This window comes from Deltaproteobacteria bacterium, assembly GCA_019308905.1.
In the GTDB taxonomy this organism is placed as follows: Bacteria; Desulfobacterota; BSN033; order WVXP01; family WVXP01; genus JAFDHF01.
Window position 1 is genome coordinate 124726 of the sequence record JAFDHF010000001.1, and the last position, 23054, is coordinate 147779.

At 56.9% G+C, this 23054-nt stretch carries 21 protein-coding genes; 6 read left to right on the top strand and 15 right to left on the bottom strand.

Features of this window, described 5'->3' with window-relative positions; translation table 11 throughout:
- Window positions 1-6: 6 nt before the first annotated feature.
- Together lspA and ileS are read right to left on the bottom strand one after the other, a co-directional pair.
- A complete protein-coding gene (gene lspA, locus JRJ26_00570) occupies window positions 7-483 on the bottom strand; it encodes a signal peptidase II (protein MBW2055969.1) in 477 nt (158 codons plus the stop codon).
- Window positions 484-580: 97 nt separating this feature from the next.
- Window positions 581-3346 (bottom strand): isoleucine--tRNA ligase, encoded by a 2766-nt coding sequence (gene ileS, locus JRJ26_00575; protein ID MBW2055970.1) that lies wholly within the window; start codon window positions 3344-3346, stop codon window positions 581-583.
- 589 nt (window positions 3347-3935) lie between these two features.
- Between ileS and mazG the strand changes: the two genes are divergently transcribed.
- Genes mazG through JRJ26_00595 form a run of 4 tightly spaced genes read left to right on the top strand, consistent with a single transcriptional unit; the run spans window position 3936 to window position 8246 of the window.
- Window positions 3936-4772 (top strand): nucleoside triphosphate pyrophosphohydrolase, encoded by an 837-nt coding sequence (gene mazG / locus JRJ26_00580; GenBank protein MBW2055971.1) that lies wholly within the window; start codon window positions 3936-3938, stop codon window positions 4770-4772.
- Window positions 4769-5152, top strand: coding sequence for an FxsA family protein (locus JRJ26_00585; GenBank protein MBW2055972.1), 384 nt, complete (start codon window positions 4769-4771; stop codon window positions 5150-5152). The genes mazG and JRJ26_00585 overlap by 4 nt, the downstream gene beginning before the upstream one ends.
- A gap of 17 nt (window positions 5153-5169) precedes the next feature.
- Window positions 5170-5901 carry a 16S rRNA (cytidine(1402)-2'-O)-methyltransferase gene (rsmI, locus tag JRJ26_00590; protein ID MBW2055973.1) on the top strand — a complete coding sequence of 244 codons (732 nt, stop codon included), beginning with the start codon at window positions 5170-5172 and terminating at the stop codon, window positions 5899-5901.
- Window positions 5898-8246 (top strand): fused MFS/spermidine synthase, encoded by a 2349-nt coding sequence (locus JRJ26_00595; protein ID MBW2055974.1) that lies wholly within the window; start codon window positions 5898-5900, stop codon window positions 8244-8246. Before rsmI ends, JRJ26_00595 begins: the two co-directional genes overlap by 4 nt.
- A 108-nt stretch (window positions 8247-8354) precedes the next feature.
- On the opposite strand, the gene amrS is transcribed toward JRJ26_00595, so the two are convergent.
- From amrS to fusA, 5 genes are read right to left on the bottom strand one after another with little or no spacing between them, the layout of a single operon-like run.
- The gene (gene amrS, locus JRJ26_00600; GenBank protein ID MBW2055975.1) at window positions 8355-9524 is read right to left on the bottom strand and encodes an AmmeMemoRadiSam system radical SAM enzyme; all 1170 of its coding nucleotides are present in this window, start codon (window positions 9522-9524) and stop codon (window positions 8355-8357) included.
- Window positions 9525-9558: 34 nt separating this feature from the next.
- Window positions 9559-10146 (bottom strand): AmmeMemoRadiSam system protein A, encoded by a 588-nt coding sequence (amrA, locus tag JRJ26_00605; protein ID MBW2055976.1) that lies wholly within the window; start codon window positions 10144-10146, stop codon window positions 9559-9561.
- A gap of 49 nt (window positions 10147-10195) precedes the next feature.
- A complete protein-coding gene (amrA, locus tag JRJ26_00610; protein MBW2055977.1) occupies window positions 10196-10858 on the bottom strand; it encodes an AmmeMemoRadiSam system protein A in 663 nt (220 codons plus the stop codon).
- Window positions 10849-11298 carry a D-tyrosyl-tRNA(Tyr) deacylase gene (locus tag JRJ26_00615; protein ID MBW2055978.1) on the bottom strand — a complete coding sequence of 150 codons (450 nt, stop codon included), beginning with the start codon at window positions 11296-11298 and terminating at the stop codon, window positions 10849-10851. The genes amrA (JRJ26_00610) and JRJ26_00615 overlap by 10 nt, the downstream gene beginning before the upstream one ends.
- Window positions 11299-11328: 30 nt before the next feature.
- On the bottom strand, window positions 11329-13410 hold the full coding sequence (fusA, locus tag JRJ26_00620; GenBank protein MBW2055979.1) for an elongation factor G: 2082 nt from the start codon (window positions 13408-13410) through the stop codon (window positions 11329-11331).
- A 318-nt stretch (window positions 13411-13728) separates the two neighbouring features.
- On the opposite strand from fusA, the gene JRJ26_00625 reads away from it, so the two are divergent.
- Window positions 13729-14835: a DUF362 domain-containing protein gene (locus JRJ26_00625; protein ID MBW2055980.1), complete on the top strand. Its 1107-nt coding sequence runs from the start codon at window positions 13729-13731 to the stop codon at window positions 14833-14835.
- Window positions 14836-14872: 37 nt separating this feature from the next.
- On the opposite strand, the gene JRJ26_00630 is transcribed toward JRJ26_00625, so the two are convergent.
- The 3 genes from JRJ26_00630 to JRJ26_00640 form a co-directional block, all read right to left on the bottom strand.
- Window positions 14873-16072: a D-alanyl-D-alanine carboxypeptidase gene (locus JRJ26_00630; GenBank protein ID MBW2055981.1), complete on the bottom strand. Its 1200-nt coding sequence runs from the start codon at window positions 16070-16072 to the stop codon at window positions 14873-14875.
- Between the two features lie 82 nt (window positions 16073-16154).
- A complete protein-coding gene (gene truA / locus JRJ26_00635; GenBank protein MBW2055982.1) occupies window positions 16155-16892 on the bottom strand; it encodes a tRNA pseudouridine(38-40) synthase TruA in 738 nt (245 codons plus the stop codon).
- A gap of 4 nt (window positions 16893-16896) precedes the next feature.
- Window positions 16897-18210: a DUF362 domain-containing protein gene (locus tag JRJ26_00640; protein MBW2055983.1), complete on the bottom strand. Its 1314-nt coding sequence runs from the start codon at window positions 18208-18210 to the stop codon at window positions 16897-16899.
- A gap of 111 nt (window positions 18211-18321) precedes the next feature.
- Between JRJ26_00640 and JRJ26_00645 the strand changes: the two genes are divergently transcribed.
- Window positions 18322-19689: an aspartate kinase gene (locus JRJ26_00645; protein ID MBW2055984.1), complete on the top strand. Its 1368-nt coding sequence runs from the start codon at window positions 18322-18324 to the stop codon at window positions 19687-19689.
- Between the two features lie 38 nt (window positions 19690-19727).
- Here JRJ26_00645 and JRJ26_00650 read toward each other — a convergent pair whose 3' ends face one another.
- From JRJ26_00650 to JRJ26_00670, 5 genes are all read right to left on the bottom strand, one after another.
- Window positions 19728-20213, bottom strand: a complete 486-nt coding sequence (locus JRJ26_00650) for a pyridoxamine 5'-phosphate oxidase family protein (GenBank protein ID MBW2055985.1) — start codon at window positions 20211-20213, stop codon at window positions 19728-19730.
- 34 nt (window positions 20214-20247) lie between these two features.
- The gene (locus JRJ26_00655; protein MBW2055986.1) at window positions 20248-20976 is read right to left on the bottom strand and encodes a 2-phosphosulfolactate phosphatase; all 729 of its coding nucleotides are present in this window, start codon (window positions 20974-20976) and stop codon (window positions 20248-20250) included.
- Complete coding sequence (locus JRJ26_00660) at window positions 20973-21491, bottom strand: DUF4124 domain-containing protein (protein ID MBW2055987.1); 519 nt, start codon at window positions 21489-21491, stop codon at window positions 20973-20975. The genes JRJ26_00655 and JRJ26_00660 overlap by 4 nt, the downstream gene beginning before the upstream one ends.
- 16 nt (window positions 21492-21507) lie before the next feature.
- On the bottom strand, window positions 21508-22365 hold the full coding sequence (gene amrB, locus JRJ26_00665) for an AmmeMemoRadiSam system protein B (GenBank protein MBW2055988.1): 858 nt from the start codon (window positions 22363-22365) through the stop codon (window positions 21508-21510).
- 87 nt (window positions 22366-22452) lie between these two features.
- A complete protein-coding gene (locus JRJ26_00670; protein ID MBW2055989.1) occupies window positions 22453-22878 on the bottom strand; it encodes an NUDIX hydrolase in 426 nt (141 codons plus the stop codon).
- Window positions 22879-23054: the final 176 nt, after the last annotated feature.

Consider the following 23054-nt stretch of genomic DNA (forward strand, 5'->3'; position numbering starts at 1 on the left):
CATCCGCTATTGTTGGTCATCCCTCTTGACTCTCTCCGGCTCCCTCCGGAAAAGAAGGTTCTCCACTATGAGCAGGCCGATCCCGATGGTGATTGCCGAATCGGCGACGTTGAAGGCCGGCCAGTGGTAACCTCGCCAGTAGAAGTCGAGAAAGTCGGTGACATAGCCCAAATTGATTCGATCCACCAGGTTTCCTATGGCACCCGCCATGATCATGGTTAGACACAGGGGGACCAGGAACCGATTCTCTTTGATCCTCCTCAAGATAGAAAAGATCAATACCACTGCCCCTATCGTAACGACCACAAAAAACGCCGTCCGGACAGTACCCGCGTCCCCTCCCAAAAGACCAAAGGCGGCCCCGGTGTTCCTTATGTGTGTAATCCTGAAGAATCCATGAACCACGGGGTAGGATCCGAAAAGCGGGATGGTAGCCCTCACCAGGGCCTTGCTCCCCTGGTCCAGGGCGAGAATGATCGGCATGCCCAGGCACAGAATCAAATACTTTCGGGGAAGTCTCACTCTCTCTGCCGTCTCCCTATCCAGTGGAATTCCTGTTGGGGCAAAGGACCACGGGTTCTCATTCCCCTTCGATGACTTCAAGACATCGGCTGCATATTGTCGGATGAACCCTGTTCTTTCCCACTGATGTGTCGTAGTTCCAGCACCGCTCACACTTTTTCCCCCGTGCTCTGTCGACCTTCACCTCCACACCGCCGATCTCTGGATTCTCCCTCAGAGAAACCTGGGAGACGATGAATACGTACTTCAGCTCCTCTGAAAGGGGCTCCAGAAGCCCCATCATACCAGGGGAGGCCTCGATCTCGACTCGGGCGTCGAGGGGGTGCCCGATGGTCTTCGCATTTCTCGCCTCTTCCAGGGCCTTGGAGACCTGATCCCGGACCTGGAGAATCCGTCCCCACCGGCTTGCAAGATCTTCATCGAGATACTCCTCATTTACACTTGGAAAGGCGCTCATATGAACGCTTTCCTCTCTCTGGCCGTCTGGGGGGAGGTGCCTCCAGATCTCCTCGGCCGTAAAGGAGAAAACAGGGGCCATCAGTCTGGTCAGGTCCACCAGAATCCTATACAGGGTCGTCTGCGCCGACCTTCTCGCCGGGGAGGCCGGCCTGCTGGTATAGACTCGGTCCTTGAGCACGTCCAGATAGAAGGCGCTCAAATCCACCGAACAGAAGTTGTTTATGGTATGGAAAACCGTGTGGAATTCAAACTCGTCGTAAGCCTTGACAACGCGGCTTATCGTCTTCTGGAGTCTGTGGAGAGCCCACCGGTCCAACTCGGCGAGGCTCGAATAGGGGACCGTGTCCCTGGGGGGACTGAAGTCGTAAAGATTTCCAAGAATGTACCTGCAGGTGTTCCGCACCTTGCGGTAGGCCTCGGTTATTCGCTTCAAAATCTCCTCGGAGATCTTGACATCGTCCCGATAGTTCTCGGCCGCCACCCAAAGCCGCAAGATCTCGGCCCCATACCTCTTGATAACAAGATCGGGGGTAATGACGTTTCCCTTTGACTTGGACATCTTCTCCCCCCTGCCGTCCACCACGAAGCCGTGGGTCAGAACCGCATGGTAGGGAGCTATCCCCCGGGTTCCCACCGATGCGAGCAGGGAGCTGTGAAACCATCCTCTGTGCTGGTCGCTTCCTTCGAGGTACATATCCGGAGGGGCCTTCAACTCCTCGCGTTTTTCACAGACAGCCGCATAGCTCACCCCCGAGTCAAACCATACATCCAGAATATCCGTCTCTTTCCTGAATTTCTCGGCTCCACACTCAGGGCAGACGGTCTGAGGGGGCAGGAGTTCCCCGGCTGGTCTCTCAAACCAGCTGTCAGCCCCCTCCTTCTCAAACAGGTCGGCCACATGGTTGATCACCCCCTCGTCGGCCAGGGCGTGGTTGCAGGTATCACAATAGAAAATGACTATCGGTACCCCCCAGGCACGCTGTCTGGAAATACACCAGTCCGGCCTGTTCTGAATCATACTGTAGATCCTGTCCCTACCCCAGGGGGGCGTCCACTCCACCTTTTCTATGGCCTCGAGCGCCTTTCTCCTCAGATCGTTCTTCTCCATGGAGATGAACCACTGCTCGGTCGCCCTGAAGATGATCGGGCTTTTGCAACGCCAGCAGTGGGGATAGGAGTGCTTCATCTCTTCACGCTTGAGCAGGCTCCCCACTTCGCGGAGCTTCTCATTCACCGCCTCGTTGGCATCAAAGACGAACCGGCCTGCAAAAAACCGTACATCATCCGTGAAGTTTCCGTCATCATCCACAGGGGTGTAGATGTCGAGACCATAGGCCAGCCCGGTCTCATAGTCCTCCTTGCCATGTCCCGGAGCCGTATGGACACATCCGGTACCTGTATCGAGAGTCACATAATCGGCCAGGACCAGGAGGACCTCCCGGTCGATAAAAGGATGGCGGCATTTCAGGTATTCCACCGTTTTCCCCTTGAAACGGCTTATGACCCTGTATTCGGAGAACCCGAATTTCTCCATACACGTATCCAGCAAGGCCTCGGCCAGGATCAGAACCTCACCCCCCACATCCACGGCCACATAGTCGTATTCAGGATGGAAGGCGATGGCCAGGTTGGCAGGTATCGTCCAGGGCGTGGTCGTCCAGATCACGACCGACACCTTCCTTCCCTTGAGAGGCTCGAACCTCTCACCGAAATCGGAAAGGGCCGGAAACTTGACATAGATCGACGGAGACACATGGTCTTCGTACTCAACCTCGGCCTCGGCCAGAGCTGTCTTGCAGTGGTAGCACCAATGAATCGGCTTCTTGCCCTTGTAGACACTTCCCTTGGCCACGAATTTGCCGAATTCTCTGGCAATAGTCGCCTCGTAATCGTAGCTCATTGTAAGGTATGGATCCTCCCACGCGCCAAGGACCCCCAGGCGTTTGAATTCCTGCCGCTGGATATCCAGAAATCTTCCGGCGAATTCCCGGCATCGCGCCCGGACCTCCAGGACATTCATAGTCTTCCTCTTCTCCCTCAACTGCTTGTCCACTTCATTCTCGATGGGAAGACCGTGACAGTCCCAGCCGGGAACATAGTGGCTGTTATAGCCGCTCATGAACTTCGATTTGACAACAAAATCCTTTAGGATCTTGTTCAACGCCGTCCCAATGTGAATGTGGCCGTTGGCATAGGGGGGACCGTCATGGAGGATATACTTGGGCCTGTGCTTGGATTTCTCAAGGATCCTTGCGTAGATTCCCTTCTCATCCCATTCCTTCAAGAACATCGGCTCCCTCTCCGACAGGGCTGCCTTCATCGGGAAATCCGTCCTGGGCAAATTCAGCGTTGCCTTATAATCCATGGCCTCCCCTTCTGCCTCCACGAATTCGCCCGGAAATCCAAGGCGGACCAAAAGACTCTAATATATTGAAACGAATAAAATTTTTGCAATCGAACCTGAAAAATAACACAAAAAAACAGCCAAAGCAAGATGAAGGCCCGGCATTCCAAGGCCCCGAGCCGTAGGTGACGATCCAGTCCGGCCAAGGGGAAAGAGTTCGCAGGGGGAGGCAGAGAAGGGGTGGTGCAAAAGCGTCGGAATTTCCGCGTCAAGAGTCAAAAAAATGACATGAAAAGCAGAAAAATGCCAAAAAAGGGCAGAGTCCTGAGGGGGGATTGCAAAGGACTCTGCCAAAGAAAGGAGGTGAACTCAGAGCTGAAAACTTGGACTATCAAATATCGTGCCAACTTTGCGACCATTCTTGGTCGCCCCCCTTGCCGAGCCAAGGCGGCATTTTTCAGCGACAACCAACCAAGAACCCAAGGAGGATCATCGCGCGGGCTCGGGAGCGAAGGGACAAGGGTATTCTCGCGACAGAGAGAGAGCCCACCCTGATTTTGAGAATTTCCAGAGCTCCTCGGTTAGAGAGACACAAACCTCTCCCCCCTGCATGCCTTGCAAAGGCATCCGGATTGTCCTATGTTTCTCTAAAACCGGCGGAACGACAGTGGAAAAGAAAAAGCAAAACTTCGACACACTCATCTCCATCGTGGAGCGCCTCAGGTCTCCCCAGGGCTGCCCATGGGACAGGGAACAGACCATGGATACCCTGAAGACCTTTCTCATCGAGGAGGTCTACGAAGTCATAGAAGCCATAGATGAGGGCGATCCTGCAGGTCTCAGAGAGGAACTGGGAGATCTCCTGTTCCATATCCTCTTCATCTCCCATCTGGCCAAAGAGGAGGGAAAGTTCGACATCTGGGAGGTAATCGAGTCCGTATCAAGAAAGATGGTCGAGCGGCATCCCCACGTATTTGGGGAAAAGAGAATCTCGACCTCCAGGCAGGTGGAAGAGGCCTGGTTCGACCTGAAGAAAAGGGAGAAGAACCAGCGCCGGTCAGTTCTGGAAGGGATTCCCCGGCATCTCCCCGCTCTCCTCAGGGCGTACCGGATCACGGAGAGGGCGAGCCGGGTAGGGTTCGATTGGGCCGAGGTCGACCAGATCTTCGAGAAGCTAGACGAAGAAATAGGCGAATTGAAGAAAGCCATCTCCCTGGGACAGGAGGAAATGATTCACGAGGAGCTGGGGGATCTTCTTTTTGTCTTGGTGAATATCGCCCGGCTGACGGGGAACAACCCCGAAGAGGCCCTCCAGGGGGCCAACCGTAAATTCGTCGCGCGGTTCCATTACATTGAGAAAGCCCTGGAAAGATCTCATAGAAGCCTCAAAGAGACGACGATCCAAGAGATGGACCGCCTTTGGGAAGAGGCCAAGGAGAAAGAATGAGGTTGCTCCGTCTGTTGGCTGTCTTCACCATTATCCCCCTGATCGAGATCCTGCTCCTTCTTGAGGTGGGAACGCGGATCGGAACTCTCAATACCCTTTTCCTGATCCTTTTGACAGGCCTCGTGGGCGCCTATCTCATGCACATTCAGGGTTTTGCCGTTCTCGGTGAAATCCAGAACGACCTCGCCAGGGGGGTTCCCCCGGCCCGAAAGATCCTCGAAGGTGCCCTTGTGCTGGCAGGAGGGATCCTGCTTCTCACACCGGGGTTCTTCACAGACGGCATAGGTATGCTCCTCCTGGTCCCCCAAACCAGGCGCTGCCTTCTGAAAAAGATCCAGAGGGCGATTGAAAAGAGGATCCACTCCCACATCATGGCCTGAGCGAGCTGTTGGGATCCATGAAGACAAACCCAGATGCACAGGGAATCCTTTATGTGGTGGCCACACCCCTGGGAAACCCGGAGGACATAACCTTCCGGGCCATCCGGATACTGAAGCAGGTCGACCTGATCGCGGCAGAGGATACCCGTACAACAGCAAGATTGCTCCGTCACTATGGAATCAAGACGCCTCAAACGTCCTATTTCGAACACAACGAGCCGAGAAAGGCCGAAACCCTCCTCGCCCGGCTCAAAGAGGGAAAGACGATCGCCTTGGTGTCGGAAGCCGGCACACCTGGAATCTCGGATCCGGGGTTCCGCCTGATCCGTCTTGCCATACGCGACCAGATCCCAGTAAAACCCATCCCGGGGCCCTCTGCCCTCCTTGCGGCCCTCAGCGTATCCGGCCTTCCTACCGACAGCTTTCTTTTCCTCGGCTTCCTCCCGAACAGGGCAACGCGGCGCAGGAAGGCCATCGAAAGATGGAGGGAATGGGACCGGACCCTGGTCCTCTACGAATCTCCCCACCGTCTCGTCGCAACCCTCAAGGATCTTCTGGAAATCCTCGGCGATCGTGAGATCGCCGTGGCCCGGGAACTCACCAAATCCTTTGAAGAGGTTTTGAGGGGGACTATCGGCGATGTCCTCGAAGAATTCAACAGGAGAAGGGTAAAGGGAGAGTTCACCCTCGTGGTGGCAGGAACGGAGAGGAGGAAGAAACCCCTCACCAGGACTTCCACGGGAAAATGAAAAACACCCTGCTCTTTGCCATACTTGTCGTCGGTTTCGTTGCGACCGCCGGCCAGATCCTGCTGATCCGGGAGCTCATCGTGATCTTCTGCGGCCATGAGCTCTCAACCGGGATCGTGTTGGCGTCCTGGCTGATGTGGACAGCTCTGGGCAGCATGGGCCTGGGAAGATTCGTGGACCGGATCCGGCGGAAAAACCTCGTCTTCTTCTTCGGCCAGCTCTTCCTCTCCTTTGCACTCCCCCTTTCCATCCTGTCTCTCCGTTACGCCAAGACTCTCTGGGGGATACCTCCGGGAGAGATTATCGGCTTGCTCGGTATGTTGACCCTCAGTTTCTCCTTTCTCGCACCGTTCTGCCTGGTTTCCGGTTTCCTCTTCCCCCTTGCCTGTGCGATTCTCGACGAAACGATGGGGATGAAGGCCGGATCCGTTGCTCTCTCTTACCTCTACGAGGCCTTTGGAGCCGCCTTGGGTGGTCTTCTGTTCACCTATCTTTTTCTGGGCAGGCTCAATCCCGTCCAGATCGCCCTGATGGTATCTCTCCTCCTGTGCCTTTCCGGCCTTTTCCTGATAGGGAAAAACACGATGAAAACCTCACTGTCTGCCCGGAGATTCGTCACCCTCCTGACTCTCTTCGCCATCGGGGGAGAGGCCTATGCTCTCACCCGGGCAAACCTGTTGGACCGCAAAACCAGGGGTCTCCAGTGGGGTGGCTTCCGGCTCATCGAGTCGAAGGACACCGTTTATGGAAACATCGCCTTTCTCTCCAGAGACGAGCAGGTCAGCCTCTATGAGAACGGGCTCTGGGTGTTTTCCTACCCTGATCCCCTTACCTCCGAGGAGTCGGTCCACTATGCCCTGCTCCAGCACCCGGCTCCGAGACGGGTGCTCCTGATCGGCGGTGGAGTCTCGAGCTGTCTCTCTCAAATCCTCAAACACCCATCCATACAGACGGTCGACTATGTTGAGCTCGACCCCGCCGTGATCCGGCTCGGCAGGGCCTACCTGCCCCCGGGCGCGGTTCACTCTCTGGGCGATCAGAGGGTCAGGATCCACTACACCGACGGGAGGACCTTCATAAAGAAAGCCTCCGGCCGCTACGACGTGATCATCATCAACCTCCCGGACCCAATGACAGCCCAGCTCAACCGCTTCTACACGGTAGAGTTCCTGAGAGAGGCAGCGAGGGTCATGACCCCCGAGGGAGTCCTTTCTCTCTCAGCAACCTCTTCGGAGAATATCATCGGACCAACCCTGGCCCAGTATCTCAGGTCGGTCTATCGAACAATGAAAGAGGTTTTCCCGGAGATCATCGTCTTTCCAGGGGCGACTGCCCGCTTCTTTGGATCCAGCCACGGGAAAATGGTTTCAGATCCCCGTCTCCTGGTGGACCGCATCCGGCAGAGGCATCTCAGGCTCCGGTTTGTCCGGGAGTATTACATCATCTTCAATCTCTCCAAGGACCGGCAGGAATACCTGCGGTCTTTTCTGGAAGGCGATCTGGCTGCCGCCCCGACCAGCCACGATCTGAAGCCTGTCTGCTACTTCTATGATGCGGTCCACTGGAGCGCCCAATATGAACCCTTTTTCAAGGGGGTATTTCTCAGGCTCGCCAGGGTCCGCCTGTGGGAGATCCTGTGTGGGCTCGGGTTGATCACACTGGCCCTCTCCCCTTTTGCCGCCAGGCCGGGGGAATGGTCCGGCAAGAGGGCCGCTATTCTCCCCGCCGTCCTGGCCTCCGGATGGACGGAGATGACCCTTGAGGTGGTCCTGCTCCTCGCCTTCCAGGTATTCTACGGGTTTCTCTATGAGAAGTTGGGATTGATCATAGCAGGATTTATGATCGGGCTGGTGACGGGAAGCTGGACCATGACGCGGACGCTTCTCAAGATGAAGAACCCCCTGAAAAATCTGATCGCCCTCCAGTTGGGGCTGGCATGTTACGGCCTGGTCGTCCTCCTGGTGGTCCTGGTGCTCCAAGGCCTGCCGAAACTATCCGGGAACTTCCTTGTCATCGAAATCCTCTTCCCATTTCTCACCGGGGTTGCCGGTTTTCTGGGAGGTCTCCATTTCCCCCTGGCAAACCGCATCTATCTGGGAGAGAGCACCCGGCTCGCTGCAACAGCAGGGCTGGTAAACGGGATCGACCTTGTGGGATCCTCTGCGGGAGCCCTCCTTGCCGGGGTTGTCCTTCTCCCCGTTTTTGGGATCCCCCAGACCCTCTGTTTCATCTCAGCCCTCAATCTCTCGGCCGTTTTTCTGCTCGTCCTGGCAAAGAGGACTCACCCCTCATGGGATGGGCAGCCGAGAGACCCGATTCTTTCCACCGCTGAACCCCAGGCATGAGACAGGCAGGAATAGAAACCACCAGGAGTAACCCGAGTCCACCCACTAGATCCCCTCTCGCCTGAGATAGGTGAGAGATCGCCCGGACTCCCGGGAATTCCCCGGCGATCAGATCCAGATCCCCGGGATAGGATTCCCGCAGTACTTGCACTTCCCCCTTTCCAGGTTTATCTCTCCCACCATATAGCCTGTCCTCCGGATCAGGAGTTTCCTACACTTGGGGCAGAAGGTATTTTCCGCCTCATGCCCCGGGACGTTTCCCAGATAAACATACTGCAGGCCCACAGAGAGAGCGACCTCTCTGGCCTTTTCCAGGGTGCTGACCGGGGTTGGCGGGAGGTTTCTGAGCTTGTACATGGGGTAGAACTTGCTGAAGTGGAGAGGAACCTCCGGGCCCAACTCTTCTTTGATCCATCTCGACATCCTACGAACCTCATCCATATCGTCGTTTTTCGTCGGAATCACGAGATTTACGATCTCCAGATGGACACCCCGTCGGCGAAGAGCCTTGAGAGTTCGAAGCACGGGTTGGAGAGTCCCCTCGGTCATGCTCCTGTAGTAGTCTTCGGTAAAACCCTTGAGGTCGATGCACGCCGCGTCAAGAAATTCCATCAGTGTTTCAAGCGGTTCAGGATTTATGTATCCGTTGGAATGATAGACGTTGAGTATGCCCTGTTTTCGGGCCTCCACACCCACGTCCAACATGTATTCGAAGAAAATGGTGGGTTCCACATAGGTGGAGGCGATCGACCGGCATCCATACTCCTCTGCCAAGTCAACAACCTCTCTAGGGGGAAGGTCGACATTCACCGTCTCTTCGGGTGTGGCCTGAGAGATCTCCCAGTTCTGGCAGAACTTGCAGTCAAAGTTGCAACCCGCCGTGGCGATGGAAAAAGACCTCGACCCAGGGAGCACATGGAAAAATGGCTTCTTTTCGATGGGATCGACATGGACGGCACAGGGGTTCCCGTAGACGAGAGTGTAGTACTTTCCCTTCCGGTTTTCTCGTACCCCGCAGTACCCGCGCTCCCCGGGGGCAACACGGCACTCCCGTGGGCAGAGGGTACACTCCACATATCCGTGCTCCAACGGCACGAAGAGAGGCGATACCTTGAGCCGTGTGAATCCAGGCTTTCCCCGCAATACCCTGCCGACCGCTCTTCTCAACCATGGGCCTGCCAGGGCTGTACCGGAGAGGGCGAAAAAAGCGGACCAACGGATACACCTGCCGAGAAAATCCCGCCGGCTCACCCAGCTCAGGACCGATGGTCCTTCCATGGCTCCGCCTCTCTGGTCGGATCCCACTCCATCCTCAGAATATGTCTGCAGAGAACTTATAGATCTTCGTCTCCTTCTCCTTCCAGGCATCCTTGTGAAGACCGGCCTTGTAACAGGTGTGCTCCAGGAAGGTCGTCCGATCCCAGCCGTATTCCGTGGCTACCTGGGGGAGGAGAAGGCCGCTGTAAAACCCCTTCTCGATATAGATTCCGTCTTTCCCGACCTCGATCTCCTCCACATTCTCGACTCTTGTAAGAGGGGTCATCACGGAGATCTCGATATCCAGATCGTCCAGCTCTTGCGGAGAGACCGGCGGAAAACGCGGATCATTGAAGGCCGCCTCTTCTGCCATGGCCGCAACGGTTTTGTAAAGGGGCCTGCTGGCCCGAATGCTGCCGATACAACCTCTAAGCTCGTCTCCCTTCTTGAGGGTTACAAAGGCACCCCTCTTCTCATTGAGCCTCTCGGAAGGGGGCTTGAATTCGGGAACCGGTCTGCCCAGGACTCGACTTTCGATGACCGTCCTGGCAACTCGTAGGAGCCACTCTTTCTCCTGCCCTGTCAGACCGAGATCGACACCGACCCGCTGATCCCTCCTCCTCTTTTCTCTCTCCTCACTCATTTTCGTCCCCCTCCATCCCTCTCACCCCTTCGGACTACCCCCTGGAAGACTAGAAGACCTGAGCGGTAAAAAGATAGATCCGGGATTTCTCGCTTCGCCAGGCGTCCACTGGCAGACCTGCCTTACGTGACAGATGCTCCAGGAGGGTCTCTCGATCCCATCCGTTCTCCAGAGCCACCTGGGGCAGCAGGACACCTCTGTGTCTCCCCTGTAAGATAAAAACCCCATGCTTCCCTATGACAATCTCATCCACTCCTTCGAGGGGCTTCAAAGGCCCGAGAACAGATATCTCGATCTCGAGATCGTCGAGTTCGTCCTTCCCCAGGGGCGGAAATCGCGGGTCAGACGTACCGGCCTGGATGGCCATCCTCTCCACCGTCAAATACAGGGGCGTACTCGCCGTAAGGCATCCGATACAACCCCTGAGCCGCCCTCCTTTCTTGAGGGTCACGAAGACCCCTCGGCGCTCCTCCAGTCGCTTTGAGAAAACAGCGAAGTGTGGGAGGGCCTCCCCCCTCACGGCAGATGCTATCGCCCTTCTCGCAATGGTACGAAGGGCAGCCTGCTCTCTCTGCGTGAGGCCGTGCTCTTGGGTTTCCAGGCGCGGCGAGCACAGTGGCTCGCGTGCCCAAACCGACCCGAAGGATGCCAGACAAAGCAGAGCAACCCATGTCTTGACCGTGCCCTTGGATCGTTCGAAGCCTACAGGCATTTCCGACTGTCCAGGAGGATCGTCACGGGTCCGTCGTTGACGAGATGGACTTCCATCGCCGCCTGGAAAATTCCGCTCTCCACCGGAAGCCCCTGCTGGCACATCTTTTCAATGAAATACCCGTACAGTCTCTCCGCGACATCGCCTGGAGCGGCGCCCGTGAAGGAGGGACGCCGTCCCCTACGGCAGTCCCCGTACAGAGTGAACTGGGAAACGACCAGTATCCCCCCTGCCACGTCTCTCACAGAGAGACTGAACTTCCCCGATGTATCCGGAAATATTCTCAAGCCGGCAATCTTGGAGGCGAGGTAGTCGGCATCTTTGGGCTCATCCCCGTTTCCCACACCAAGGAAGACCAAGAGACCCCGCTCGATCCTCCCCTCGGTCCTCCCCTCGATGGAAACCCGGGCTGACTTGACCCGCTGAATTACCGCTCTCATCGTGATGGTCTTGGCTGCAGGCTCTCCCGTCTACTCCTGCTTCTGGGCTTGGATGATCCTCTCAGCCTGATGGGCAGGGACTTCCTCGTAGTGGTCGAATTCGAGTGAAAAGGACCCCCTCCCCCCTGTCATGGATCTGAGGTCGGGATCGTACTTGAGAACTTCAGCCATGGGCACGAGGGCCTTGATGACCTGGTAGTTTCCCCTGCTGTCCACACCCAGGACGCGGCCTCTCCGGCTGTTGATATCCCCGATGACATCCCCCATGTGCTCATCAGGGACGACCACCTCCATCCTCATGATCGGTTCAAGCAGTACCGGGCTGGCCTCCTTGGCCCCCTTCTTGAAACACATGGAGGCGGCGATCTTGAAGGCCATCTCTGATGAGTCAACCTCATGGGACTTGCCGTCGTAGAACCGGATCTTCAGATCGACAACAGGGTATCCGGCCAGAACTCCAGATCTCATGGCCTCGGCGATCCCCTTTTCAACGGCGGGAACAAAATTCCTCGGCACGTTCATGCCCGTCAGCGCATTCTCGAATTCAAACCCCTTACCCCTCTCAAGGGGGGTGATATCAAAATGGACTTCGGCAAACTGCCCCCGCCCCCCGGTCTGCTTCTTGTGCCGGTAGATGACCCCCTTGACCGGCTTCTTTATGGTCTCCTTGTATGGAACCTTGGGAGCTTCTAGATCGACTTCCACGCCGAACTTGCGCTTGAGTTTGTCCACCACCACCTCGACGTGAACCTGTCCCATCCCTGAAAGAATGATCTCCTTGGTCTGCTCGTCCCGGCCGACCCTGATGGTGGGGTCCTCCTCCATTAGTCGTTGCAGGGCCGAAGCCACCTTGTCTTCATCCCCTTTACTCTTGGGCTTGAGAGCAAAGGATATGACCGGCTCGGATCTGGGAGGGGGGCTGAACACGATGGGTCGCTTCTCGTCACAGAGGGTATCGCCGGTCCTCGTCTCCTTCAGCTTGGCTACAACGGCGATATCTCCAGTTCCGGCAAACCCGACCGGTTTCTGCTTCTTTCCCACCATGACGAAGATCTGTCCCACCCGTTCCTTTATCTCTCTCGTCCCGTTGTACACGGTGGAATCAGGGCTGAGAGCCCCCGAATAGACCCTGAAGAGGGTCAGCTTTCCCGCAAAGGGGTCTGCAACCGTCTTGAATACAAGGGCAGAGAAGGCCTCGTCCTCTCTCAGCTCTCTTGTCTCCACCTCTCCTGTCTTGGGGTTCTTCCCCTCAACGGTTACCCTCCAGTCTGGTGGGGGAATACAGGCATTGATCAGGTCGAGAAGCGCTGCCACCCCGAAGTTTCTGACCGAGGAACCGCAAGCCACCGGGGCAAAGATCAATTCCTTCACCCCCTTGCGCAGGCAGGAAAGGAGATCTTCCTCTGTGAGTTCTTTTCCCTCGAGATACTTCTCCATCAGGCTGTCATCGGCTTCCACCAGGGTTTCGATCATCTTCTCCCTTCTTGCCTCCGCGTCTGCCTTCAGGTCAGCTGGAATCTCCTCGGTCTTGAAACTCCCGCTCCCGTCGCCCTCATAGACATGGGCCTTCATCTTGATGAGGTCCACCACTCCTTTGAAATCTCCCTGTTGGCCCAGGGGTATCAACACCGGAACGGCCCGAACCGAGACCAGGCACTTCCCTATCTCCTCGACGACTCCGTCAAAATCCGCCCTCTCCATATCCATTTTGCTTATGTAGATGATTCTTGGAATCTTCATCCTGTTGGCGAGATTCCAGAGTTCCTCGGTCTTGACTTTGACTCCTGTGTTGGCACCGAGGACCATGATGATTCCGTCCACCACGGTCATGCAAACCTTCCCGTCGTCGATAAAGTTCGGGTCACCCGGCGTATCGATGAGATTGATCCTGTGTTTCTTCCACTCACACTGGGCAAAAGAAGCCGTGAGGGTCATCCTCCTCTGGACTTCCTCAGGCTCATAATCCATCAGGGAAGAACCCTCATCCACCCGGCCCAGGCGGTTGTTCTCACCGGTAGCAAAAAGGACGGCCTCGGCAAGGGAAGTCTTCCCATCGCTTCCATGGCCGTAAAGACCGACGTTCCTGATCTTCTCAGTCTCGAACTTTTTCATCAAACTTGACCCCTGCGTAATAGAGATGGACTCGCCACGGCTTAGTCAGAAAAATTACTGTCTTTCATGGTAAATGTCAACAACGCTGCCAAGGTCGACGTCCGGACTGCGGACAAAGCCTGTCAGCCGGTCCGGCGCGGGTCTTTGTGTGACTCAGGAGCGAGGGCGGCTTTTTCGCTGACAGCCAACCAACAACCGGTGACAATCCTCGATCAAAAACTCACCAGGCCCCAGGGAGGCGGCCCTTGACAAGGAGTGACAACTCCCTTAGATTTGCTTCCCGGTCTATTGCCGGAGTAAGGAGACAAGGAGCCGATCATGAAAAGCCAAGTCTACTTTGCAAATCTCAGAATCGATTCACGGTCCAACGTCCTCGACAAGCTGGAGCGTTTGATGTCGAGGGCCGCACCGGAAAAGCTCGTCGAGTCAGGCGACCTCGTGGCGGTCAAGCTCCATTTCGGAGAGCCCGGCAACTCGTCCTATGTCCGGCCCATCTTCCTGAGGCGGATCCTCTCGCACATCCAAGGGCTCGGGGGCAAGCCCTTTCTCACCGACACAAACACCCTTTACAGGGGTGAGAGGTCCGAATCGGTATCCCATCTCAGGGCGGCCGTGGCAAACGGCTTCGGCTTCTCTTCTGTCGGCGCTCCGCTCATCATCGCCGACGGACTCATGGGAAACGCCTCGGTTAGGGTCGCCATCAATGGAAATTTCTTTCAGGAAATCACCGTGGCTCACGACATCTACTATGCAGACTGCCTGGTGAGCGTCGCCCATTTCACGGGCCACGAATTCACTGGCTTCGGCGCCACCATCAAGAATCTCGGCATGGGGGGGGTCAGCCGAGAGGGGAAACTGAGTCAGCATTCCAATCTGGGCCCGAAGGTGAACCGTAAGAAGTGCAAGGCATGCGGCATATGTGCGGAGAAGTGTGCCTTTGAGGCCATATCCATGGTCAGGGGAAAAGCCCGTGTCCATCTTGAGAAGTGCAAGGGCTGCGGCATCTGCATCGTGGTCTGCCCCCAGGGGGCCATAGCGATCCAGTGGAACAGAGAGGTTCCCCTTTTTCAAAAAAAACTCGTTGAACATGCCCTGGGTGTGCTCCAAAACAAGAAGGGGAAAGCCTTTTTCTTCAACTTCCTCCTGCAGGTGAGCCCTCACTGCGACTGCGCCGGAGCAAACGACGCTCCGATCGTGGGAGACATCGGAATCCTCGCTTCCACAGACCCTGTGGCCATCGACCAGGCTGCTGTAGACCTTGTAAATGCGGCCCAGGGCAACCCCGGCTCAAAACTCACCAAGAATCTGAACCCGGGTGAGGATAAGCTCCGCGGTCTCTATCCTGAAGTCGATTGGGAGGTCCAACTCGAGTACGGCGAACAGATGGGGCTTGGAAGTCGGACCTACGATCTCGTCCCTGTGTGAATGAGGCCCGTCTGTCTGCCGCCCAACGCCTATCCGCTCACTGCCGTTTTCTCCTGGAAAACCTCCTCCTCCAGAAGGCGAGACCGAGAAGCCCGGCCACGGCTGCAGAGGCCAACGCGTAGTACAGAACATAGGATCTGACCTGCACATCCTGGCTCGCGAGCAGGTCAACCTCCTTGCTCGGAAACCCCTCGCCCTCGAAAACGAGCTTTCCCACAACCTCTCCCTGCTTGATGGGGGCCTTTACCGACGAGGGGATCTCCTCTCTCACGGGGAGGGAGCCTTCCATGGCCTTCGGAACCGTTACGACCACCGACCGAGCCGCCACAAGCGCTAGCTGAGGAGGAGTGCCGTTCGGCACGTCCACCCTGGCGACGACATCTCCCTTTTTTACCAGGGCACGGTTCGAGAAGTTCTTGAACCCGTATCCGATGAGTTTCAATGCGTCATTGTTGCGATGGTCCGCAGTATCTGCTCCCATGACAACGCCGATGATTCTCCGGTCTCCCTTCTTGGCCGTGAAAAGGATATGGTAGCCCGAAGTCTTCAAGTACCCCGTCTTGAGACCGTCCACCCCCACCCCGAGCCCTAGGAGGGGATTCCAGTTTTTCTGCTTTATTCCGCCGTAGGTATATGTCCGGAGGGCATGAAACTCCAGCGCCTCTGGGTGATCGTGGAGGTAGTGAAGTCCGAGAACGGCCATATCCATGGCGCATGTATGTTGGCCCTCTCTCGGCAACCCGTGGGGATTCACGAAGCGGGTGTGCTCCATGCCGAGAGCGCGCGCCTTCTCGTTCATCTCGTGGACAAAGACCTCCTCGGAACCCGTGAGAAACTCCGCAATGGCCAGAGCCCCGTCGTTTGCCGATATGGTGGCGACCCCCTTGATCAACTCGATGAACTTGACCCTGTCTCCCACCTCGAGAAACATCTGGGAGCCTCCCATTTTCCAGGCTCTCTTGCTGACAAGGACCTGGTCGTCAAACTTCACATCTCTCCTCTTGAGAGCATCAAAGGCGAGATACAGGGTCATCACCTTGGTAAGGCTCGCAGGGGCGAACCGTTCCTCGGGATTCTTCTCGAAGAGTATCTGGCCGGTTGTTCCATCCAACAGCACGGCGGATGGTGCGTGGAGGGTAAGGTTCGGCTGGGACCAGGATCCGGCCGACCGAGCCGGACAGATCAAGAATATCCCCACTCCAAGAACGATCCAGGGAAAGAGCCACTCTTTTTTCATTTTTCCTTCCTTCTCTCGTAGCCGGTGCTGGACAAAAGACTTAGAGGGCAGGAACCCCCCTTCTCCTGGAAAAACCGGCAACCTAATACTCGACCTCCACCAGAAACAGGCCACGGGGCGGAGCGGCTATCCCTGCCCGCCTCCGGTCCCGCATCCTGAGAATCTCCTCAAGGTCTTCGGGATCCCTCGCTCCTCTGCCCACCTCTACCAGGGTCCCCACGATGTTTCTCGCCATCTGTTTGAGGAAACCATCAGCCCTGATCCGGATTGATATCACTCCATCTGCGTCTTTGAGAATCTCCAGACCCGTCAAAGTGCGAAGTGGATTGAGGTTGTCCGATCCGGCAGACCGAAAGGATGTGAAATCATGAGTCCCGAGAAGCACCCTCCCCGCCTCCTCCATCCTGGAAAGGTCCAGTCTCTGAGGGACGTGCCAGGAGAACCTCCGCCGGATGGGCGAGCAGACCGGACTATTGAGGATTCTGTATTCGTAGACCTTGCCCTTGGCGTCCAACCTGGAGTGGAAGTCGAGGCTCACCTCTTCTACCCCTCTCACGGCAATGTCAGGAGGGAGGAGGCTGTTCACTCCCTTTCTGAAGGCCTCCAGGGGCCTTCTGCTTTCCGTCCTAAAGTTGGCCACCTGACCCAGGGCGTGCACGCCCGCGTCGGTCCTTCCGGCTCCGATGAGCAAGACACTCTCCCCTGCAATTACGCCTATCTTTTCCTGGAGGGTTCCCTGAATCGTATTCAAATTCGGTTGGACCTGCCATCCGTGGTAAGCCGTCCCGTCGTACTCTATGGTGAGCTTGATGTTTCTCATCCTCTTACTGCCGCCCTCTCCTCAGAACCCTGTGCAGGAAGCCGGACCTGATCTCGATCGCCCCTTCGGGGCAGACCTCCTGGCAGCAGAAACATCGGATGCATCTATCCCGATCAATGACAATGCCTCCGGCCCCGCGTTTCATCGCCCCGGGAGGACAGACCTTGACACAGCTCAGGCACTCACTGCATCGGCTCCGTTCGATCACGGGTCGGGGCACCAGCACATCCTTCACAAGACCTCTGATGAACCCCGGGACACCCCAGGTTAGATCCGCAGCCACGGGGAGTTTGAAAGGAGCAACGGACAGCTCCCGCAACGAAGGCCCAAGTACTTCTATCAACTCCGGGGCGGCTACGCCGATGCCGCACTCAATGGCCGCCTGCGTCGTCCACAATCTCTCCCTGGGCAGACCGAGAATGTGGGTGACCGTCGAGTCAAGAGCAACACAGTCGGTTCCTGCAAGAATCATCCCAAGGGGTCTCGCCGTCCCGCTGCTCGGTCCGTTTCCCTCCATGGCCACGATTCCGTCCATGACGGTCAGGCCCGGCTTCAGGGTCGAGTAGAGTTCAACGAGCATCCTGGCGAAGTATGTCCTGTCCACCCCTGCCTTGAGATGCCAAGCGGCCTTGCGGGTGCCCGGGACGCACCCGAACATGTTCTTCACCCCCAGGGTAAGCAGCATCTGCCCGTGGGTCTTGATCTTGGGAAGGTTGATGACGAAGTCTGATTCCACGGCCTCTCGGGCGACCTCGAATCTCCGGAATATGAACCCCTCTGGTGCCCGTACCCGAAGGATTTCCCGGAAGTCGACGACCCGGCACCCCGCCTCCTCCGCCACCTGGGCGATTCCAGCTTTGGCAGCCACACGAAGGGCTGTTCCGACAGCCGGGCTGTCTCCCACCACGGGTACACCCCCTGCCGCCTTGACCATCTCTATTACGGCTTTGACCACCATCGGGTGAGTCGTCACACCCTTCTGTGGAGTAGAAGAGACCAGAAGGTTCGGCTTCAGCAGGACCTTCTGCCCGGCCTTGACAAAGCGGCCCATTCCACCCAGGCGGCCTACAGACTCTTTGACCGCCTCTGACACTCTCTCGTACTCGTAGCCTTCACAGCGGACAACCGAAACCTGGACTTTCATGGTCTTAAAAACATAACCAGCCGTCCCATGGCCTGTCAACAGTCCCCGGGGACGCCCCGCCTTGGTCGTGGCTCGTGGTCGTGGCTCGTGGTTCGTGTTCGTGGGGAAGAAGCAGAAATCCCCACCCGCGAAGCTCGAGAGGGTCACCGCGTGAGCTTGGGAGCGAAGGGGCAAGGGTGTTCTCCAAAAGTCAGGAAACTCCAGAAAAGGCCCTTTTCCCTTGACTAGAGAATATCCGCTTCCTATACTTGTTGTTTTGAATGTCGCGGGAGAGGTAAGGCGGCCATGAGAGTCATAAAGATAGGCGGGGGAAGCCTTGCCGAGAAGGAGCAGATCGGTGAGATTGTCCGCATCATCCTCCAGAGGGGCAGGGGAAACGTGGTGGTTCTCTCGGGTCTGGGGGGAGTGACGGACTCTCTTGCCGCCGGCATCGAGAGGGCTTTGGTTTCGGAAGAGAATATCGCCGGCGTGATCCAGGGGCTCCGGGAGATGCACCTCCCGCTGCTGGAATTTCTCGTTTCGCAGCCCGAACTGCGCGATAGCACAGCCGCCTCCATGGAGGATCTTCTCTCACGCCTCGAACGTCTCTATTTCGGCCTCACATTCACGGGAGAGGTCACCCCCCGGCTCAAAGACATGATAATGACCTTTGGGGAGAGGCTCTCGGTCATGCTTTTCACAGGAGCCCTCAAGAGCAAGGGGGTGGAAACCGTGGGATACACGGCCGAGGAGATCGGCATCATCTCCGACGGCCAGTACGGAAGCGCCACGGCACTCATGAAACCGACTCGCACAAACCTCAGGCAAAGACTCCTCCCCGCGGTCACTGAAGACCGGATCGTCCTGGTGACCGGGTATTTCGGCGTCAACACGCATGGGTGCGTGACCACCTTCGGCAGGGGGGGCAGCGACTACAGCGCCGCTGTGGTCGCCGCGGCCCTGGACGCAGAGTGCCTCGAAGTCTGGAAAAACGTGGACGGCTTCATGAGTGCCGATCCCGCCTTCGTACCCGAAGCCGACATGATTCCTGTTCTTTCTTACGAAGAGGCCGCAGAGCTCTCCTATTTCGGAGCCAAGATTCTGCATCCCAACACCGTGGAGCCCCTGAAAGGATCCGGGATTCCCCTGACTGTCAGAAACACCTTCCATCCTGATCGAGAGGGGACCCTGATTACAAGAAAGACGGACCGTACCAAGACGGTCGTAAAGAGCATCGCCCACAACACGGATGTAGGGGTCTTGAAGATTCACTCTTCCGGGCTCGGTGCCAAACCAGGAGTCCTGGGAGCAATCGCCACCCATCTGAGCGGCAAAGGGATCAACATCACATCCGTTGTCACTTCACAGACCTGTATCAGCCTTCTCCTCGGACGAGAAGATATGGAAAAGGGCTACCAGGAGATCAGGAACATCCGTCCCAGGCCCTATGTGCATTTGGAAAAAGCCGGCGATTTGGCCCTCGTGGGAATAGTGGGCAAAGGACTGGCCGAAAAGAGGGGGATCGCCGCCCAGGTGTTTACCGCTGTTGCAGAGTCCGGCGTCAATATCGAGATGATCTCTATGGGACCTTCAAGAGTTGCCTATTACTTCATGGTCAAGGAGCACGATCTCAAGCCCGCCCTGAGGGCGGTTCATCGATCCTTTTTCGGCTAGCCCCCCGGCCTTCACAAAACAGGAGAGCTCTCAGAGCTTCAAGGTCGAAATCCCGGGGGCAGATTCTCCTTGCCGGTCAGCTTCTCCACCACGATCTCAACGACGGCGACATTCTGAACCGTCTCCCTGGTCAGCGGAGAAAGCTTAGTCCCGGGCTGGTACTTCTCCGTGAGCTGGTTGAGAACCCTGATCTTCTCCTCCGGGTCCTCAACCAGGCGGGCCAGCCCCAGGATGATGACGCTCAGGTACGCGAAACTCGCCGTACAGGGAGAACCCGATGCCGGGATGTATTCGACGGCCTCGTCCACCTCAAAACAGACCCTGGGGTTCAGGGCGAGATCGCCCATCTTCTCCCCCTGGAAAGACGAGTGGAAATAGATCCTCCCCTTCGAGTAGAGGAAGTTGACGGGTTTGATCATTGGGCCTCCCTCTTGCGAGAGGGTTCCCAGCCTCCCCACCTGGGCCCTCTGGAGGATCTCCTCTACCCTCTGCCTCGATTTGATCTCTCTCTCCTCCCTCCTCATATCCCCGGTCTCCAAAACCCGTCTGTCCTGAACCTCAATTCCTGCCCGAAAGCTCTATCCTGCCGTCCCGGTAAAGAGGGACGATTTCCGTCAAATCCAGCTGAGCGCAGTAACGGAGATCCTGTTCTGCTCCAATCCTGACAAGATGCCTGCCGTGAAAACTCGCCTTGAACATACCTACCAGGTCTTCTCTGAAATGATCGTAAAGAATCCGAGAGGCCAGCGCAGAATCGGTCAGTTCGGCTGTCTCTCCCAACTCCTTCCGCACCACGGCAGCCACTCCGCCGCCGCAGACCGCATCTTCCAGCGAGAATCCCCCCTCCCGCCCCGAAAGGATCACCACCACGTCCCTCCCCTCTCTCACACAGTATCCGCCCACGGCCCTCAGATTCAAGAAGGAAGCGACCACACCCGTTGCCCCTTTCGGGAGGGCCCGAAAGGCCCGCGATCCATTGGTCGTTGTAAAAACTACGGTCTGCCCCCTTATTCGGCCAGGGGTATATTCCAACGGGGAGTTGCCCAGATCGAATCCCTCAACAATGAGGCCTCCTCTCTCGCCTCCGAGGAGGACTTTTTCTCTCGAATCTTCTGCCAACCGGAGCGCTTCTTCCACCTCGGCCACGGGCAGAATAGACCTGCAGCCGTTCATGAAAGCGGTGACTATCGTGGAGGTCGCCCTGAGCACGTCGATGACTACAAAGACCGGATCGTTGTTTTCCCGGCCCGAAATCATCAGAGGAGTAAACTGACAATCGACCTTCATGGAACCTTGGAAGAGGATGCTTCCAACTCCTTCTCGATCAATTCGATCTTCTTGTCCAGCTCTTCGACCCTCTTTCCATAGACCCTGGATCGGACCGAACTGCTCTTGAATCGTCTCTTCAGCGCTTGCTGGCGGACTTTTTCGGCTTCCAGTTCGTCCTTTTGCCCGCGGAGAGCCTCGATTCTCTTCTCCTCATCCTTCTTCGCGGCCTCCGAAACACTCGAGTCCGCTACCTTGTCAGGATGCTCCGGCTGAACTTCCGGGCTCGCTCCCTCCTCCTCTGGGGAGCTCTGCACAGGGGAGCCTTCCCTTGGATGCTTCGAGACTCTCTCCTCCCTTACCCCTATCCGGCGGCCTCTGGGGACCAGGTCGATCCTGTCTACGATGTGGACCTTACCCGCCTCGTCGGTCCAGTAGTACAGCTCGCCTGACCCCGCGTGAGAGACCGGAGCAGCGACAAGGAAGGCTATCCAGACAATCAGCCCCAGAACACTTGCCGCCCGTCTGAAATCCATCCTGAGCCTGGGGATTCTATCTATAATAGACCACCCCGGCGTATCCCACAAAGCTTGTACTGGGTTCGATATCATAGCTCGTCCGGTACACAAGGAGTTCTCCTGCCCGGCAGCCGAGCCTCTTTACTGCAGCCACGGCCGCAGCAGCCGCTCCCACGCAGCAGGCGTTCCTGCTTGAGCGGGCCTCTTGGAGCATGGCAGAGGGATTCATCTGAACCATCAGATCCGTCATCCTCTTATCGTTGTTGTTCCGTACCCATTCGACCGCCTTCTCTCCTGTCCCCCTCGGTGCAAACCCGTAGTTTGGGCCGTAGTGGGTCAGGTCCGTCGACCCCACGACCACCCCCTGCCCCTCCCTCTTTGCAAGAAGATCAGCGACTCTCTCCCCGATCTCCAGAGCCTCTGCTCGAGGGGCCACTCCCACTGGCAGAATACGACTCTCCGGGAAGAAATACTTGACAAAAGGCAACTGCACCTCGATCGTGTTGTCCGGTTCGTAGAAAGAGGGCGTCTCCTCAACGAAGTCGAACGATTCTGTCAATTCCCGGGAGAGGACCTCGTCGATCTCGAGAATACCGAGAGGGGTCTCCCAGGCTCCTTCCGCCATGATTACGTGATCACTTGCGGGCCCGAGATGCATCCCGAAAATGACGACGGTTTCAGGAGAGGACCACCTGGCAATCGATTTCAGAACAGCACACGCCACTTCCCCCGAGTAGTACCAACCAGCGTGGGGCACAATCCCTCCGACCGTCTCATCCGGTGTGACCGACAGCTCTCTTGCCCTCTCCTCGTAACGCTCGATCTCTCTCCGGCACTGCTCCGGGGACGCCGGGTACCAACTTCCTGCATAATCAGGCTTTCTTAAAGCCACTCCTCTCACCTCTCTCGTTAAAGGATAGGAGACAATCATAGAGATTTACACTATATTCACCCTATGAATAAGTTCACCACCCTGGCCTCAGGATCCGGTTGTCTTTACCGGCTTCTTCTTTCTCCCCAATAGGATCGAACCGGCGACTTCCAGTCCTTTTCGGATCACCTCCTCGGTCTCCTCGGGCAAAGCATACCCGCCCAACTCAGCATCCCTCACCCACCGCGCCTCGAGCACATCCGAACCCGGCTTGGCCTTGCCGGACCGGTACAGACACAAGAAATCGAGCAGAACGTAATGATACCGGACCATTCCTCTTTCGTCATGAATGATCCGGTCCAGGATTCCCACCAGTTGTACAGGGTCCGTGAGGATGCCCACCTCCTCGCTGATCTCTCGAACCACGGCTTGCTCCATGGTCTCTCCCACGTGAATCGCGCCTCCTGGGATAGACCACTCCCCATATCCCGGTTCCTTGCCCCTCATCACGAGAAGCACATCTCTTCCTTTCACAACGACCCCTCCCACGGCAGGTATCGGGCGCCGGGGGTAGGATCGCGCCCACCTCTGTTCCCCTGCCCTCACATTCAAAGCGGTTTCCCTCTCGTATCCACTCGGCAGGCTCAAATCCCGGCGAATTCCCCGCTAGGCACTCGAACTCGTTCCTTCCGACAAATCCCCTGATCGAA